The organism is Streptomyces diversicolor, assembly GCF_057537855.1.
In genome coordinates this window covers 157,653-173,769 of the sequence record NZ_BAAJXA010000022.1, presented here as the reverse complement: position 1 = coordinate 173,769, position 16,117 = coordinate 157,653, and the positions used below count along the sequence as shown (strand labels likewise).

The following is a 16,117-nucleotide window of genomic DNA, read 5'->3' as shown; positions in this document are numbered from 1 at the left end:
CAAAGGGGCGCGGGGAACTGCGCGACCAGCCACAACGCCGCCGCACCCGCCCACCAACGCACCGCCCCACGGCGAATAGCCACCCCCGCCAAGCCGCACAGCGCCAACGCGGGGAACTGCGCGCTCAGCCACAACGCCGCCGCACCCGCCCACCAACGCATCCCGCAACGGCGCACAGGCACTACCGGCCCGCCGCAAACGGCGAACAGGAACCCCCGCCAAGCCCCCGGCCAGGGACCCCGTTCAGCCGGTGCAACCGCGCATACGCGCCCCGCCGTGCCAGCAGATCGTCATGGGTGCCGGACTCGACGACCCGGCCATGGTCGAGGACCACGATCCGCGTGGCGTCACGGACGGTGAGCAGGTTGTGCGAGATGACGACGGTCGTGCGCCCCGCCATGAGCCGCCGCAACGGCCCCATGATCCGCAGCCCGGACTCGACGTCGAGGCCGCTGGTCGGCTCGTCCAGGAGCAGGACGGGCGCGTCCCGGATCATCGCGCGGGCGATCGCCAGGCGCTGCCGCTGACCACCGGACAGCATCCGGCCGCGCTGGCCGACCAGCGTGTCGTAGCCGTCGGGGAGCGCCTGGATGAACTCGTGCGCGTCGGCCGCCCCGGCCGCCGCGACGATCTCCGCGTCCGTCGCCCCCGGCCGGCCGTAGGCGATGTTCTCGCGCACCGTGCCGTGCAGGACAAGGGTTTCCTGGAGGACCACCGCGACGTTCTCCCGTACGTCCCGCAGCCGCAGGTCGCGCAGATCGGTCCCGTCAAGGCGGATCGCGCCCAGGTCGGGGTCGTAGAAGCGCAGGAGCAGCTTGGCCGCCGTGGACTTGCCGGCCCCGCTGGCCCCGACCAGGGCCAGGATCTCGCCGGGTGCGACGTGGAAGGACACGTCGGACAGCGCCTGGCGCGCGGTGCCGGGGTAGTGGAAGCAGACGCCGTCCAGTTCGATGTCGCCGCGCGCCCGGCCGGTCGGCCGGGCGTCGGCGGCGTCGACGACCTGGGGCCGCTGGTCGAGCAGTTCGAGTATGCGTTCCGCGGCGGCGGAGGCCGTGTAGAAGGCGGTGGCGAGGCCGGACAGGCCGCTGACGGGGCCGTAGAGCTTGCCGATCAGCGCCAGGAACAGCAGCAGTCCGCCCAGCGTGAGCTGGCCCTGGGCCAGCTTCCAGGTGCCGAGACCGAGCACGGCGAGGATGCCCGCCACCTCGATGATCTCGACGAGCGGCGAGTAGACGGCGCCGATCCGCGCGGATGCCATCGCCGCGTGGAACCGGCCCAGGTTCTCCCGTTCGAAGCGGCGTTCCTCCCAGCCCTGCCGGTTGTACGCCTGGACCAGTGCCACATTGCCCAGCGTCTCCTCGACGACCGCGCTGAGCGAGCCGCTGCGCCGTCTGCGTTCCCGGGACGCCTCGCCGATCAGCCGGGAGAAGTGCCGGGCCGCGCGCCAGAACAGCGGCACGACGACCAGGGCGAGCAGGGTCAGGTCCCAGCGGAGGTAGCAGAGCAGGCCGAGGAAGACGCCGAGCCGGACCACGTGGTAGAGGCCGTCGGCCACCCCGGAGAGCAGCAGTGTCTCGACGGCGTCCACGTCGCCGGTCACCCGGGACAGTACGTCGCCGAGCCGCCGCCGTTCGAAGAACCCGAGCGACAGCCCCTGGACGTGCCGGAACACATCGCGGCGCAGTGACAGCAGGAAGCGTTCGCCGACCCAGGCGGACGTCACGCGGTCGGCGAACCCGAGGATGCCGGAGACGACGATGAGCCCCAGATAGGCGGGCGCGATCCACAGGAAAGGGCGCGGATCGCGTGGGACGAGCGCGTCGTCGATCACGGTCTTGAAGAGCCACAGTTCGGCGCCGTCGACCGCCGGACCGATCAGGCTGAACAGCAGCAGGGGCGCCAGCCAGCGCCTGCGGCCCCGGGTGTAGGGCCAAAAGCGCCGGAAGACCTCACGCGGTGACAGGCGCGGTGCGGGCGCGACGACGACGGGGTCCCGCTCGTCCCCGCCCGCCGGCCCGCCCGCCGACAGCAGTCCCCGCAGTGCATGCCGGAGGACACCCACCATGGCACCGCTCCGTCGCATTCCTCGCAACCGGACGGCGAAGCGGGCCGGCTCCCTTGCTCGCCGACCCACTCACCCTCTCTCACTCTCAGTACTCGAAGCGGTCCTCGCGGTCACGGTCGTGACGGCGGTCCCTGTCCTCGTCCCGCCGCTCCCGGCCGTGCTCGCCACGCTCACCGTGGTCGCGTTCGCCGCGACCGCCGTGCTCACCGTGGCCGCCGTGGTCCCCGTTCCTGCTGGGGAAGAGATGACCGAAGACTGTCATTGCGTTCCTCCAATCGCTTCTCCTAGGAGGTACGCGTCGCGGGCGCGGTTGGATTGCGTCTGCCGGAAACTCCCGGCGGACAAGCCGACGCGCCAGGGGGGCGATGACGTCGGCTGCGCCGGTGCGTCCGGACAGGGCCCCACGGCCGCCGCCGTGTCATGGGCGGGTTACGAAGAGTTCGCATCGCGGGCGCGGCGGTCGGTGAGTGCTTCCTGACGGCCGGTTCATGCGCACCTGACGTCCCGGCAAGAATGCGGCCCGACGCTGTCGCCATGGCTGACATCTCCCCCACCGCACCGACCGGAACCACCACACCGAGCCTCTTCGAGCAACTGGGAGGCGAAGCAGCGATCAGCGCCGTCGTCGACATCTTCTACGACAGGGTGCTCGGCGATCCCGAACTGCGGCCCTACTTCACCGGGGTGGACATCGACCGGCTCAAAGGGCACCAACGGCGCTTCGTGGGGCAGGCGCTGAGCGCCACCCGCCCCTACTCCGGCCGCTCCATGCGCAAGGCGCACGAGCACCTGGCCGTCACCGAGGCCGCCTTCGAGCGGGTGCTCGGGCACCTGGCGGCGGCGCTCGCCGAAGCCGGCGTCGAGCAGGCCACGATCGACACGATCGCCGAGTCCCTGCTGCCGCTCCGCCAGGACATCGTGACGGCCTGATCGAGAAGGCGCCGTCACCCGGCCCGTACCCGGCCGCCGTTTCCCCGGCCACCGCACCGGATCGGCCGCCCGCCCCGCCCACCGGCGCGTACCGTACGCCGAACGGAGCGGGCGGCGCGGTCCGGGCGGCCCCGACCGGTCCTCCGTGCGACCGCCGCCCTCGCCAACTCCGCAGCGTACGAAGGCTTCAGAGGCGTTCGCGTGCCGCCCCGTCGGGCCAGAAGACCTCCACGTCGATGCCGCTGCTGCGCGCGTAGGCCACCAAGTGGGCAGTGGCGTCACGGCCGTTGGACGGCGAGCCGTCCCATACCGCGACCAGTCGGCGGCAGGTGCGCAGCAGGCTCTCGTCGGCGCCCACGCAGGCACCGCGGTCGACCGGGTCGTACTCCAGCAGCCGTACCTGCTGCGACAGCAGCAGCAACTCACCGGCGGCCTTGCGGTCGTCCTCCGCCAGCACCGCGGGAACCCCGTTCCTGGAGGGCAGCACGGTCACCAGCGCCAGCCCGGCCTTCCGCGCGGCACGGCCGAAGGCGACCGGCAGCCCCTGGCCGGCCCGGACCAGTCCGGCCCTGCCCGCCCGTGCGAAGCTGGCCAGACGCCGGCCCAGCGCCTCCTCCAGCATCGTCAGCGTAGGCGCGGTGAGATCGGGGTGTCCCACGACAGCGATCACTTGGGTTTCCTCTCTCCGGGCCGAGCCGACCAACCGTCACCGTGTTCCGCGCGGCCTCGCCGGGGCCGCCGGCGGAGGCAGTCGATTCTCTCGGGAAGGTGCGGGGCGGTCCAGGGCCTCGGGGTGCGGATCGAGGGCCGTTCGGCACTTGCCAGGCCGCGGCCTCACGGCATGTTTCAGATCCCTCACGAATGTCCGCGGTGCAACGGAACAGGGCCTGCCGCGGTTCTCTTTCCGGGCCCGCCCCGGGAATTACGGGGCTTGTCGCGGCAAAGTCCCGAATGCACCGGTGTGATCGAGATGCGGTCCACGGGCAGCGGTGCCAAGAATCGAACTGAGAGGCAGACGCCGACAAAGAAAGGCTGCCGATCATGCGAAACAGGATCATACGCGCTCTGGCCGCCGGTGCCGCCGCGGGCATGCTCGCCAGCGGAGCAGCCGTGGCCTCTACGGGTACCGCCTTCGCAGCTCCGGCGACCACCACGGTGGCGGACAGTCACAACGCGCCCACACCGCACCCCACGAAGACTCCGAAGCACAAGAAGTGCCCCAAGGGTGAGCGCTACACCAAGGTCAACGGCAAGTGGGCCTGTCACAAGAAGTAGCCACCGAGCCGGGCGCCGGGGAGTTTCGGCCGACCGTCCGCACAGAGCGGCGCGGTTGGGGCCGAGGGAGCCTCCCCGGCGCCCGCGCCCTGCGCGCACCCGTCCAGGAGACGCACGGTCGCGGTGCCGTTCCCTGTCGCGCCGACGACTGCCCCTTGCGACGCGGCTTCGACCCGGAGCCGCGTCGACATCTCCACGACGGCCGCCGGCGGAATCAGCACCTGAAAGGGAAGACCGCGTATTCCCCGATTTCGGGCCAGATTCCCGGCCATCCCTAAAATGGGCCCGAAAAATGCTGCCGCAATGCACCAGGCCACCGTGGACGACAGGAATCCCGCCCAATTCAGCCGCGTTCCTCGCGCGAGGTCTTCCATGTTCACCGCGAGCAGGAAATCATCCTGCCCCAGTTTGTTCGTGTCATAGGCGATCACCGCGGCGATGGCAGGTGGATCAGTCCCGCGTCCGTCGGCCGGAAGCCGCAGGCGTCGAAGTAGAAGCCGCGCAGCCGGGGTTCGAAGTCGACGTGCAGCCACTCGCAGCCCGCCGCACGCGCATGGTCCACCGCCCGACGCACAAGTGCCGTGCCGATACCGCGGCGTTGGTGGCTGCCGCGGGTCTTCGTGTCGATCAGGAAGGCGTGGTCCGCGCCGTCCCAGGCCACGTTGACGAATCCGACGAGGACGCCCTCGCCGTCCCGGGCCGCCACCCAGCCGAGACTGTGCTCGCTGGCCTTGCGCCACCAGCCGGGTTCGGCGTTGCCGCCATGGGACAGCACGAGGTCGACCATCTCCTCGTCGGTGATGGGGTCGCGCCACACGTAAGAGATCGCTTCGTTCATCCCGCCAGCCTCGCCGACCGGCCCCCGCCGGCGCAACACACTTCCGACACCGGAAACCGCCCACAGCAGACACCGCCGGCCGCCCCCGGCGGGCTTTCCTGATGTGGCGTCACCCGGAGGCGAGGGCCGCCTCGGCGCGGTCCGCGTCCGTGTCCCGTCGCTGGGTCCGGTACAGGTCGCGCGCCTGAATCCAGGCGTCGCGGGCCTCGTCCGGCCGGCCGAGGACGGTGAGCACCTCGGCGATCCCGGCCAGGGTGTCGGCCTCGTTGGCGCTGTCGCTCATCGCCCGGAAATGCGCGAGCGCCCGTCGGTAGTGGTCCAGCGCGGTGGCGTGGTCACCGGTCCGGTGGGCGATGTAGCCGAGACTGTCCAGCGTCGACGCCTCGTCACCCGGTCTGCCGTGTTTGACGTGCAGGGCGTACGCCCGCTCGCAGTACGCGCGCGCCTGGTCGTACGCGCCGACCTGGGCGTGCATCCAGCCCACCGCGTTGAGCTGGTTGGCCAGCCAGAAGGGGTTGTCCAGCTCCTCGTACAACGCCAGCGCGCCGAGGGCGTGGTCGAGGGCCCGCCGGTCGTCGCCGTGCAGCTCCCAGACGCGGGCGAGGGTGCGGCGGATGTGGGCCTGCGCCGCCGTGTCCCCGGCCTCCTCCGCCATGGTCAGCGCCTGGTCCAGATGGTCACGGCCCTCCGTGTGCCGGCCGCTCAGCGCATGGAAGTGGCCCAGCCGCCAGCGGGCGAGGATGCGCAAAGCGGTGGCGCCCTGCCGCTCGGCAGCCGTGAGCGCGCTCTGCCAGACCTGGGCGTAGTCCCGCAGCCGGTGGGCGCCCAACTGGTAGGAGATCAGGGCCCAGGCGAGATAGACCGTTTGGGCGTGCAGCCCGGCCGACAGCGCCAGCTCCTGCGCCGCGACGAGGCAGGCGTGCTCCTTGGTGAACCAGGCGTGCGCGTCGTCGAAGTCCGCGGGCGTCCACGGTCCGCAGCCCGCCGCCGGCGGATCGTACCGCTCGGGCTTGAAGGGGGTGTGGACGCCGTCCAGAAGCTCGTTCGCCGCGTACGCGGTGTGCAGGTAGAAGTCGACGAACCGGGCCGTCGCCTCGGCCTTCTCCCCCGCCTGGTCCCGGGTGGCGCGCTCGCGCGCGTACAGCCTGACGAGGTCGTGCAGCACATACCGGCCCGGCAGCTGCTGCTGGACGAGGTGCGCGGCCTCCAGCTCGGCGAGCAGGGCCCGGGCCCTGCCGCGCGCGACACCGGCGAGGCTCGCGACCGCTTCCAGACCGGCGTCCGGGCCGGGTACCAGGCCCAGCAGATCGAACAGACGGCGGGCCGGCGGGCTGAGCGCCCGCCGTGACATCGCGAACACCGCACGCAGGTTCAGACTCACCGTCGGATCGCCGGTGTCCAGGGCATCGAGACGGTCCGCGGGCCGCGCGAGTTCACCGGCGAGCGCGGCGAGCGGGAAGCCGGGATTGCCTGCGGCGCGGGCCGCCACCAGCGCCAGGGCCAGCGGCAGCCCCGCGCAGTTGGCCACGAGCGAGGCGACGGCCTCCGGCTCGGCGGCGGTCCGCTCGACGCCCAGCCGGTCGGTGAGCAGTTCGCGGGCCTGGCCGTCCTCGAAGACGGCCGGCGCGAGGGTGACGGCGCCGTGCCTGACGACCAGCGGGGTGAGCCGGTTGCGGCTGGTGATCAGGACGGTGCTCGTGGGTGTGCCGGGCAGCAGCGGCAGCACCTGGCGGGTGTCGTGCGCGTCGTCCAGGACGACCAGGACGCGTTTGTCCTTGAGCAGGCTCCGGTACAGGCCCTCTTGTGCGGCCGGGTCCTCCGGTACGTCGTCGGGGGGCACGCCGAGCGCGTCGAGGAAGCCGCGCAGGGCGGCGGATGCGGGCAGCGGCTCGGCGCCCGGGTCGTAGCCGCGCAGATCGACGTAGAGCTGTCCGTCGGGGAAGCGGTCGGTCTCCTCGTAGGCCCAGCGGGCCGCCAGCCAGCTCTTGCCGACCCCTCCCGGACCGGTGACGACGACGATCCGTCCGACGGCCTGCGCGAGTTGCCGCCGTTCGCGGTGTCTGCCGAGGAAGCCGGCGGGCGCGAGCGGGAGCAGCCGGGGGACGGCGGCCGACGGCACCGCGGTCGCCGCACGCGTGCGGTCCGGGGCGGGCGCCGTCGCCGTGCCGTCGTCCCCCTGGGGTCCCGCCGTCAGCAGCTCATGGTGCAGCCGCTGGATGGCGGCGCCTGGGGTGAGCCCCAGTTCCTCGTCGAGGTTTCGCCGCAGGGTCTGGTAGTGCTCCAGGGCCTGTACGGTGCGTCCCTGCCGGTGCAGTGCCAGCATCAGCTGTCCGGCGAGCCGTTCGTCGTAGGGCTGCGCGGCCACCGCCGGTAACAGCCGCGGCAGCAGTTCCGCTTCCTTTCCCTGCCGCAGCAGCACATCGCCCAGATCCAGCTCGGCCGCATGCCGTTCGCCCTCCAGCACCTCCCGCAGATGTGTGAACCAGGGCGTGTCCGGCGCGGCGAACGCGTCCCCTTCGGGGAACAACGCCAGCGCCTTGCGCAGCAGTTCGCCCGCCTCCTGGTCCCGCGTCCCGCGGGCCCGCGCCACCAGGGAGCGGAATCGATGCAGGTCGATGGTGTCCGCTTCGGCCTCGGCGGTGTAGCCACCGGAACGGCGCACCAGCCGCAGGCCCGGCGTGGACAGCGTGCCGCGCAGCCGGGACACATAGCTGTAGAGCGTGCTCACGGCGCTGCGCGGCGCCCGCTCGCCCCACACCCGTTCGACCAACGTCCCCACGGGCAGCTGCCGGTTGACCTCCACCAGCAGCACGGCCAGCACATGCCGCTGCCTGGCGTGCCCCAGGTCCACGGGCCGGCCGCGGACGAGGACCCGGACCTCTCCCAGCACACGGCACTCCACCTCGCCCATGGCGCCCCCTCCCGCTCACCAGGTGCCCAGTCTTCGCAGGCGAAAGGCGCGGTTCAAGAAACATCCAAGCCTCATTCAGGCTCGATCAAAGCCGACGACGCTTCTCGTCATTCCCAGGGTCACGGCCCCAGGGCGAGCCGGATGTTCAGGTCCGGCCACGCGGTGGCGCAACGCCGCAGCCACCCCCGCATCGCCCCCTCTGTCGCACGCAGCGGTTCGTCCGGTCCGAAGTGGACGAGTGTCCCCGTGGTGCCGTCGGGTTCGACGGGTTCGAGGCCGGTCACCGGGATGCCGTGCTCGTAGCGTTGGGTCCATGCTCCGTCGAGGCGGCGGTTGGTGTGCACCAGCCACTCGCTGAGCGCCGCCACGACGGACATGCCACGGCGCGGATGTCCGTCCGGAAGCAGCTCCGTGTGCGGGGCGTCGAAGAACCGGAGGTCCTTCGACGCCATGACCGGTTTCTTCACGGCCCGGCCGTGCTCGTCCCTGCGGGTGTCGGTGCCCCGCCCGTCATCCGCGACGGACACGGAACCGTCCGGATGCACGGTGACGAGGCAGCGCCCTCCGCCCCGGCCGGCCGCTTCGTCGGCGGCATAGGCAAGCACCTCAAGCACAAGGTGCCACGGACCACCGGCCGCGAATTCCTCCGGGCTCCTTCGGATGCGCGCCAGATGCTCCGCATCAACGGACGTGGCCCAGTCGTGCGTGGTGTTGACCCACAAGCCCCTCGGAACGTCCATCCCAGAAGTATCCCCACCGACACGGCCTCGCGGGCGGCCGGTGGGTCCGCGTCAGCGGCTATGGCCGGCGAAGGCGTCGTACGCGGCCTGGTCGAACAGGACGAAGCGCACCTCCTCGACGGTTGTCGGGGTGCCTTGGACCGTCTCCAGGGCGATGCGGGCCGCGGTCTGCAGTGGCCAGCGGTAGACGCCGGTGGCGATCGCCGGGAAGGCGACGGTTCGGGCGCCCAGTTCGTCGGCCACGCGAAGTGACTCGCGGTAGCAGGACGCCAGCAGGCCCGAGCGGTCCTCGGTCGAGGAGAAGACCGGACCCACCGTGTGGATGACCCAGCGGGCGTCCAGGTCGCCGGCCGTCGTGGCGACCGCACGGCCGGTGGGCAGGCCCTTGCCGTACCGGGAGGCGCGAAGCGCCCGGCACTCCTTGAGGATGGCCGGGCCGCCGCGCCGGTGGATCGCGCCGTCCACGCCTCCGCCGCCCAGGAGCGAGGAATTGGCCGCGTTGACGATCGCGTCGGCGGTCTGCCGGGTGATGTCGCCCTGCACGAGCGTGATGGTGGTCATGACTGTCTCAGCCTGCGCCATACGGCCTTCGCCGCGTTGTGCCCCGACATGCCGTGCACGCCGGGTCCCGGCGGGGTGGCCGACGAGCAGATGAAGACCGCGGGGTGCGGGGTGTGGTACGGGAACAGGGACGGTTTCGGCCGCAGCAGGAGTTGCAGTCCGGAGACCGAGCCGCAGGCGATGTCGCCGCCGATGTAGTTGGCGTTGCGCGCGGCCAGTTCGGGTGGGCCGGCGGTGGCGCGGGCGAGGACGCGGTCCCGGAAGCCGGGGGCGAACCGCTCCAGCTGGCGTTCGATGGCGTCGGTGAGGTCGCCGGTCCAGCCGTTGGGCACATGTCCGTACGCCCAGAAGACGTGCCGGCCGGCCGGTGCCCGGGTCGGGTCGGCGACGCTGGGCTGCACGGTGATCAGGAACGGTCTGTCGGGGGCCCGGCCCTCGCGGGACGCCGCGCGCAGGGCGGTGCCGATCTCCGCGGTGCTCGCGCCGATCTGCACGGTCCCGGCGGAGCGCGCCTCGGGCGCCGTCCAGGGCACCGGGCCGTCGAGGGCGTAGTCGATCTTGAAGACGCCCGGGCCGTAGCGGTAGCCCGCGTAGTAGCTGCCGAAGCCGGCGATGCGGGCCAGGGCGGTGGGCGAGGTGTCGAAGACGTACGCCCGCGCGGGCGGCAGGTCGTCCAGCCGCTTGATCTCGTAGTCGGTGTGGACGCCGCCGCCGAGATCCTTCAGGTAGGCGGCGAGGGCGTCGGAGATCGACTGGGATCCGCCGCGGGCCACCGGCCAGCCACGGGCATGCGCGGCGAGGGCGAAGATCAGGCCGATGGCGCCGGTGGCGAAGCCGTTGAGCGGAGCCATGACATGGGCGACCAGCCCGGCGAAGAGGGTACGGGCCCGCTCGTCGTGGAAGCGGCGCATCAGCCGGCTCGACGGCGGCAGGCCGACGAGTCCGAAGCGGGCGAGGGTGACCGGGTCGCGCGGGAGCGCGGTCAGCGGCAGGGACATGAAGTCCCGGGCCAGGGTGTCCCACTTGGTCAGGAACGGCGCGATGAGCCTGCGGTACGCGCCCGCGTCGCGCGGGCCGAAGGAGGCGGCCGTCTCCGCGACGGACCGGGCCAGCACGGCGGCGGTGCCGTCCGGGAACGGGTGGGCCATGGGCAGGGCGGGGTGCAGCCACTCCAGGCCGTACCGCTCCAGGGGGAGGGCGCGGAAGGCGGGCGAGTTGATCCCCAGGGGGTGCGCCGCCGAACAGGGGTCGTGGCGGAAACCGGGCAGGGTGAGTTCTTCGGTGCGGGCTCCGCCGCCCACCGTGTCACGGGCCTCGAACAGCGCCACGGAGAAGCCACGCCGGGCCAGCTCCACGGCAGCCGTCAGTCCGTTCGGCCCCGCTCCCACCACGACCGCATCGAGCATCGACGGCACCTTCGGACCCCTTCGTCAGCCGATGGCCACTCAGGGTCAGCATATGCCGGGGCGGTGACAACCCCGGCGGCGCGGGGAGCAACCGGCCCAGCCACAGCAAGCAACCGACACCGCCCGCTGCGGACCCGCGGGCCCCGTGACCTCCGGCACCGCCGCCGAGGACAGCCGGGCCCCATGACCTCCGGCCGGGCCAGCCGGGGCCGTGCCGGCGGCCCAGCCGGGGACCCATGGGCTCCTGGCGGTGCTCAGCCGGGGGCCAATCGACTCAGCCGGGGTCGCGTGACCTCCGGACGGGTCAGCCGGGACCCTGTGACCTCCGGTCGGCTCAGTTTTGGGGTCCCGTGACCTCGGACCGGGTCAGCCAGGGCCGTGCCGACGGCCCAGCCGGGGACCCATGGGCTCCCGCCAGCTCAGCCGGAAGGCCAATCGACTCAACCGGGGTCGCGTGACCTCCGGACGGGTCAGCCGGGACCCTGTGACCTCCGGTCGGCTCAGTTGGGGTCCCGATGACCTCGGGCCGGGTCAGCCGGGGCCGTGCCGACGGCTCAGTTGGGGTTCCGTGGGCTGCTGGCGGTGCTCAGCCGGGGGTCGTCGCCCCAGCTAGGGCCGTGGGCTCCTGGCGACTCTGCCGGGACCCGTGGCCATCGGTCGGGTCGACCGGGGTCGTGGCCTCCGGGCGGCTCAGCCGCCCTCGCCCAGCAGCTCGCGTACGCGGTCGGCCGTGGCCGTGTCCCGTGCCGCGGTGAACGGCAGGGCGTTGCCGCCCGTGATGCGAAACGGCTCGCCGGTGAGCGTGCGGTGGGCGCCGCCCGCCTCCTCGACCAGGAGCAGGCCCGCCGCGTGGTCCCAGGCCGCTTCCCAGGAGAACGCGGTGGCGTCCAACTCGCCCCGGGCGACGGCCAGATACTCAAGGCCCGCGGAACCGCAGGCGCGCGGCGCGACGCCGTCCGACCACAGTCCGAGCAGTGCGCGCTTCTGCTCGTCGGTCGTGTAGTCCGGGTGGGAGGTGGCTATCCGCAGCTCCCGGCCGGCCGCCGGCGATCCCGCGCGAAGCCGCTCGCCGTCGAGGAACGCGCCCCGGCCCCGTACGGCGGTGGCGAGCCGGTCGGGGACCGGCGCGTACGTCCAGGAGGCGAGCAGCACGCCCCGGTGGGCGAGCGCGACGAGCGTGCAGAAGCCGGGGTCGCCGTGCACGAACTGGCGGGTGCCGTCGACCGGGTCGATGATCCACACCGGCGCGTCACCGCGTATCGCCTCGTAGGTCGTCGGGTCGGCGTGGACCGCCTCCTCGCCGACGACGACGGAGCCGGGCAGGAGTGCGGCGAGCACCCCGGTGAGGTGGCGCTCCGCGAGGCGGTCGGCGTCCGTCACCAGGTCGTGCGGACCGCTCTTCTGGTCGATCTCGTGGTCGGCGAGCCGGCGGAAGCGGGGCAGGATCTCGGTCGCCGCGGCCTTGCGGATCGCGTCCTCCACATCGGCCGCGTGACGGGCGAGGAAGTCCCCCGTGAGGGTCGCGCCGAGGTCTTCGTCCAGGGGACACCCCCAGGTCTTCGTGTCTTCGATCATGCCTCCATGAGAGCACGCGGCACTGACAATCCCCGCCGGTTCGGTGTATCGCGGGTGGAATCGAGACGAACAGCCGGTTCCACCCCCACCGGCCGGCGGTCAGCAGTCAGCGGCCAGCAGTCGGCGGTCGGCGGTCGGCAGAGATCAGCGGCCCACCGCGTACCCCTGCATCCCGCGCGGGTTGGCCGCCGCCGAGAGCACGCCGGTCGCGGGGTCCCGGGCCACCACGCACAGGCGTCCCTCGGACCAGCCGTGGCCGACGGTGACGTCATGGCCGCGCCGCCGCAGTTCCGCGACGACCGCGGGGTCGGTGCGGGACTCCACGGTGACGCTGCCCGGGCGCCGGCCGCGCGGGTAGAAGGAGCTGGGGAAGCTGTCGTTGTGCCAGTTCGGGGCATCGATCGCGCCCTGGAGGTCGAGGCCGCCGCGGACCGGGCCGCGCAGCGCGACGGCGAGGAAGAAGTGCAGTTGCCACTGGTCCTGCTGGTCCCCGCCGGGGGTGCCGAAGGCCATCACGGGCGTCCCGTCGCGCAGCGCGATGGACGGGGTGAGCGTGGTGCGCGGGCGGCGGCCGGGGGTCAGGGAGTTGGGCAGGCCCTCCTCAAGCCAGGTCATCTGGAGCCGGGTGCCGAGCGGAAAGCCGAGTTCGGGCACGACCGGGTTGGACTGGAGCCAGCCGCCGCTGGGCGTCGCCGAGATCATGTTGCCCCAGCGGTCGACGACGTCGAGGTGACAGGTGTCCCCGCGGGTGGCGCCGTCGGCGGCCGGCTCCGGCACGCCCGGCGGGTGCGCGATGGTCGGCTCGCCGGCGCCCAGCGGGTCGAACCCGGCCTCGTCGCCGGCGACCGTGTACGCGTGCGCGCTCAGCCGTGGGGTGCGCCCGCCGGGGCTGCCGGGCCGCAGTTCGCGGGAGGCGCGGTCGCCGACGAGCGCCCGCCGCCGGGCGTTGTACGCGTCGGACAGCAGCTCGGCGAGCGGTACGTCGGCGGCGTCGCCGTACCATGCCTCGCGGTCGGCCATGGCGAGCTTGCAGCCCTCGATCAGCAGGTGGAGGTAGTCGGCGGAACCGTACGGGGGCAGTTCGGGCGGGAGCAGGGCCAGCTGCTGGAGCAGGGCGGGGCCCTGGCTCCAGGGGCCCGCCTTGCACACCGTCCAGCCCTGCCAGTCGTAGGTCGCGGGGGCCTCGTAGCTCGCGGACCAGCCGGCGAGGTCGGCGGCGCCGAGCGTGCCGCTGTGCCGTTCGCCGCTGGTGTCCAGGGTGGGCCGCCGGGCCTGCCGTACCAGCGCCTCGGCGATGAAACCGGTCCGCCACACCTCGCGGGCGGCATCGATCCGCGCCTGCCTGTCGCCCGCGGCCTCGGTCTCGGCGAGCAGCCGCTTCCAGGTGGCGGCGAGCGCGGGGTTGCGCAGCAGCCGGCCGGGCCGGGGCGAGGGGCCGCCGGGCAGATATACCTGCGCCGACGAGGTCCACTCGGTCTCGAACAGTTCGCGGACGCTCTCGACGGTCCGGCCGAGGTTCTCCACGGGCGGGTGTCCGTGTTCGGCGTAGCCGATCGCGTACCGCAGGACATCGGCGAGGGACTTGGTGCCGTGGTCGCGCAGAAGCAGCAGCCAGGCGTCGAAGGCGCCGGGCACGGCGGCGGCGAGCGGTCCCGTGCCGGGTACGAGGTCCAGGCCGAGTCCCCGGTAGTGCGCGACCGTGGCACCCGCGGGGGCCACGCCCTGCCCGCACAGCACCCGCACCTCGCCGCCCGCGGGAGCGAGCAGGATCGGCACCTCGCCGGCCGGTCCGTTCAGGTGCGGCTCGACGACATGCAGCACGAACGCGCCGGCCACGGCCGCGTCGAAGGCGTTGCCGCCGTCCTCCAGCACGGCCATCGCGGACTGCGAGGCCAGCCAGTGTGTGGAGGACACCATGCCGAAGGTGCCCTGGAGGGTGGGCCGGGTGGTGAACACGGGGTCTCCTCACTGAGCGGCGGTCGATCGTGTGATCGTACGCAGGGGAGGGATCCGTCCGTCCAGAGCGCGCACGGTGGCGCGGGACCGGCGCGCGTCAGCCTGGTCGGCGGCGACAGTGACCGTCCGACTCGTGGGCGAAGCCGGCCTGCCGCGCGGTCCGGGGCGCCGGGCCTGCGGCCGTGATGGGTACGGTTCGTCCGCACCTTCCCACGGTCTCCACCGTCACCGCACGGTGCCGAGCGGGTTGGCACTTCCGCCGCACAGCCAGTCGTGTGACACTGGCGTCCCGCAGTGTGGACCCCCTCCGCACTCCCCCTCCCCCACGAGAAGTACGCCGTGCGTCATCTTCCTCTGCCGCTCGCCCTCACCGCGCGTCTGTCGCCGGTCGCCGTGCTCGCCGTGGCCGGCTGGGCGCTGACATCCGGTCCGTTCGCCGCGTCGCCGGCCACGGAACAGCAGCCGGAGCAGAAGGCGGCCGACCGGTCGTCGCCCTCGGCGCCGTCATCGACGGCCGTGTCGAAGACGTACGCCGCCGCGCCCGCGCCCTGCGCCGGCGTGCCCAAGGCAACCGTCACCGACCTGGTGCCCGGTGCCAAGACGGCCGGCAAGGAGATCCCCTCGACGGACCCGAAGCTGCGCCGCACCTGTTCCTGGAACGCGCTCAAGGGGTACGACTACCGCTGGCTCGACGTCTCCTACGAGATCGCCGAGTCGGACAAGGCGGCACAGAAGGAGTACGAGAAGCGGGTTTCGGAGAAGACCGGCGGTGGTGCCGTTCCGGGTGTCGGCGACTCGGGTTATTCGGTGGTGAACCTCACCACCGAGGACAAGCAGGAGACCCGCGAGGGCGTGGTCGTGGTGCGTACCGCCAACGCCCTGGTGATCGTCACCTACAACGGCAGCGACTTCGAGACGAAGAAGGCGCCCGCCACCGACGAGATCAACAAGGGGGCCATCAAGGCGGCGAAGGCGGCCGTGTCGGCGCTGGAGAACGGCGCAGGGAAGAGCTGAAGGCCCAGGGGCCCGGCGCGGCGGGTGCGGGCGTCGGCCCGCACCCGGGCGGGCGAGGCACGTTCCCAGGAAGGGGCCGGGTCGCCGGCCGGGGAGCATTCCGAGCGGCGGGCGTTCCGTGCCGGGCCGGCGGTGGCCGGCGCGGCACGGAACGCCCGCCGCCTGTCTGGCCCTCGGTCTGTACGGCGTCCTCGACTCCGACGGCGGCGGCGCCGGCACGGCGGAGCAGCGGACCCGCACCGCGCCGGTGACGTACGAGGTGACGGGGACCGGCACCGGCGAGATCACCTACCAGGCCGGCAGCGAGGCGGGATGGGCCACCGTGGTGTCCGCGGCGACGCTGCCGTGGCGCAAGACCGTGGAGGTCCCGGTCGGCCGGGACCCGATCGTCAACATCGTCCTCGGGGAGCGGGGCGGACAGGCCCGGTGCGCGCCGGCCATCCGCGGCGGCCATGTGCAAAGCGCCACCGCCTCCGGCGAGTTCGGCCGGGCGACATGCACGGGCCGACTGCCCGACCCGTCCTGAGCGCTCCGCTGGAAATGCCGCGCTGTGCCGTCGGTCGTCCGCGGCACCGCCGTGGCTGGTCGCGCAGTTCCCCGCGCCCCTTCGACTTCGGGGCGCTGACGACCGACCGGACACGCCAGAACTCACGCTTTCCGCGCAGCGGCATCAGCGCCGGATGGACCGCCATCGACGTGCCGAGGCCAACCGCCCAGCCGTAGTCCGCCACTGAGGACAGCGCCGGGACGGGCCGGCCGGCGATGAGCGGTTCGAAGTCGGCACCGCCGATCGCACCCACCGGGCCGGGCCCGGTGGGTGGGTACCGGATCCGGCCGTCAGGCGGG

Annotated in this window: 15 protein-coding genes and 1 pseudogene; 4 read left to right on the top strand and 12 right to left on the bottom strand. The window is 72.9% G+C overall.

What is annotated here, in order from left to right; all coding sequences use genetic code 11:
* Positions 1-181 precede the first annotated feature (181 nt).
* Positions 182-2,065: an ABC transporter ATP-binding protein gene (locus AC27LF_RS26040; protein WP_479662329.1), complete on the bottom strand. Its 1,884-nt coding sequence runs from the start codon at positions 2,063-2,065 to the stop codon at positions 182-184.
* Between the two features lie 85 nt (positions 2,066-2,150).
* Entirely contained in the window at positions 2,151-2,327 is a 177-nt protein-coding gene (locus tag AC27LF_RS26035; RefSeq protein ID WP_479662328.1) for a hypothetical protein, read from the bottom strand.
* Between the two features lie 272 nt (positions 2,328-2,599).
* Between AC27LF_RS26035 and AC27LF_RS26030 the strand changes: the two genes are divergently transcribed.
* Entirely contained in the window at positions 2,600-2,995 is a 396-nt protein-coding gene (locus AC27LF_RS26030) for a group I truncated hemoglobin (protein WP_479662327.1), read from the top strand.
* Positions 2,996-3,182: 187 nt separating this feature from the next.
* On the opposite strand, the gene AC27LF_RS26025 is transcribed toward AC27LF_RS26030, so the two are convergent.
* Positions 3,183-3,665 (bottom strand): hypothetical protein, encoded by a 483-nt coding sequence (locus AC27LF_RS26025; RefSeq protein WP_479662326.1) that lies wholly within the window; start codon positions 3,663-3,665, stop codon positions 3,183-3,185.
* A gap of 371 nt (positions 3,666-4,036) precedes the next feature.
* Between AC27LF_RS26025 and AC27LF_RS26020 the strand changes: the two genes are divergently transcribed.
* Positions 4,037-4,270 (top strand): hypothetical protein, encoded by a 234-nt coding sequence (locus tag AC27LF_RS26020; protein ID WP_479662325.1) that lies wholly within the window; start codon positions 4,037-4,039, stop codon positions 4,268-4,270.
* Here AC27LF_RS26020 and AC27LF_RS26015 read toward each other — a convergent pair.
* The 8 genes from AC27LF_RS26015 to AC27LF_RS25980 all read right to left on the bottom strand — a co-directional run bounded on the left by AC27LF_RS26015 (position 4,258) and on the right by AC27LF_RS25980 (position 14,257).
* Positions 4,258-4,701 carry a hypothetical protein gene (locus AC27LF_RS26015; RefSeq protein ID WP_479662324.1) on the bottom strand — a complete coding sequence of 148 codons (444 nt, stop codon included), beginning with the start codon at positions 4,699-4,701 and terminating at the stop codon, positions 4,258-4,260. The two genes, AC27LF_RS26020 and AC27LF_RS26015, sit on opposite strands and share 13 nt — an antisense overlap.
* The gene (locus tag AC27LF_RS26010) at positions 4,698-5,108 is read right to left on the bottom strand and encodes a GNAT family N-acetyltransferase (RefSeq protein ID WP_479662323.1); all 411 of its coding nucleotides are present in this window, start codon (positions 5,106-5,108) and stop codon (positions 4,698-4,700) included. Before AC27LF_RS26010 ends, AC27LF_RS26015 begins: the two co-directional genes overlap by 4 nt.
* 109 nt (positions 5,109-5,217) lie before the next feature.
* A complete protein-coding gene (locus tag AC27LF_RS26005) occupies positions 5,218-8,019 on the bottom strand; it encodes an AfsR/SARP family transcriptional regulator (protein WP_479662322.1) in 2,802 nt (933 codons plus the stop codon).
* Between the two features lie 119 nt (positions 8,020-8,138).
* Positions 8,139-8,759, bottom strand: a complete 621-nt coding sequence (locus AC27LF_RS26000) for an ATP-binding protein (RefSeq protein WP_479662321.1) — start codon at positions 8,757-8,759, stop codon at positions 8,139-8,141.
* A 51-nt stretch (positions 8,760-8,810) separates the two neighbouring features.
* Positions 8,811-9,320, bottom strand: coding sequence for an O-acetyl-ADP-ribose deacetylase (locus tag AC27LF_RS25995; RefSeq protein ID WP_479662320.1), 510 nt, complete (start codon positions 9,318-9,320; stop codon positions 8,811-8,813).
* The gene (locus tag AC27LF_RS25990; RefSeq protein WP_479662319.1) at positions 9,317-10,726 is read right to left on the bottom strand and encodes a phytoene desaturase family protein; all 1,410 of its coding nucleotides are present in this window, start codon (positions 10,724-10,726) and stop codon (positions 9,317-9,319) included. Before AC27LF_RS25990 ends, AC27LF_RS25995 begins: the two co-directional genes overlap by 4 nt.
* Before the next feature lie 690 nt (positions 10,727-11,416).
* Positions 11,417-12,301 (bottom strand): inositol monophosphatase family protein, encoded by an 885-nt coding sequence (locus tag AC27LF_RS25985; RefSeq protein WP_479662318.1) that lies wholly within the window; start codon positions 12,299-12,301, stop codon positions 11,417-11,419.
* 144 nt (positions 12,302-12,445) lie between these two features.
* Complete coding sequence (locus AC27LF_RS25980) at positions 12,446-14,257, bottom strand: gamma-glutamyltransferase family protein (RefSeq protein ID WP_479662317.1); 1,812 nt, start codon at positions 14,255-14,257, stop codon at positions 12,446-12,448.
* A 339-nt stretch (positions 14,258-14,596) separates the two neighbouring features.
* Between AC27LF_RS25980 and AC27LF_RS25975 the strand changes: the two genes are divergently transcribed.
* Both AC27LF_RS25975 and AC27LF_RS25970 read left to right on the top strand, forming a co-directional pair.
* Complete coding sequence (locus AC27LF_RS25975) at positions 14,597-15,271, top strand: hypothetical protein (RefSeq protein WP_479662316.1); 675 nt, start codon at positions 14,597-14,599, stop codon at positions 15,269-15,271.
* A gap of 118 nt (positions 15,272-15,389) precedes the next feature.
* A complete protein-coding gene (locus tag AC27LF_RS25970; protein WP_479664444.1) occupies positions 15,390-15,797 on the top strand; it encodes a hypothetical protein in 408 nt (135 codons plus the stop codon).
* A gap of 127 nt (positions 15,798-15,924) precedes the next feature.
* Here the strand turns inward: AC27LF_RS25970 and AC27LF_RS25965 are convergent.
* Positions 15,925-16,077 (bottom strand): annotated as a pseudogene (locus AC27LF_RS25965) (nitrate reductase); the annotation flags it as partial.
* Between the last annotated feature and the right edge of the window lie 40 nt (positions 16,078-16,117).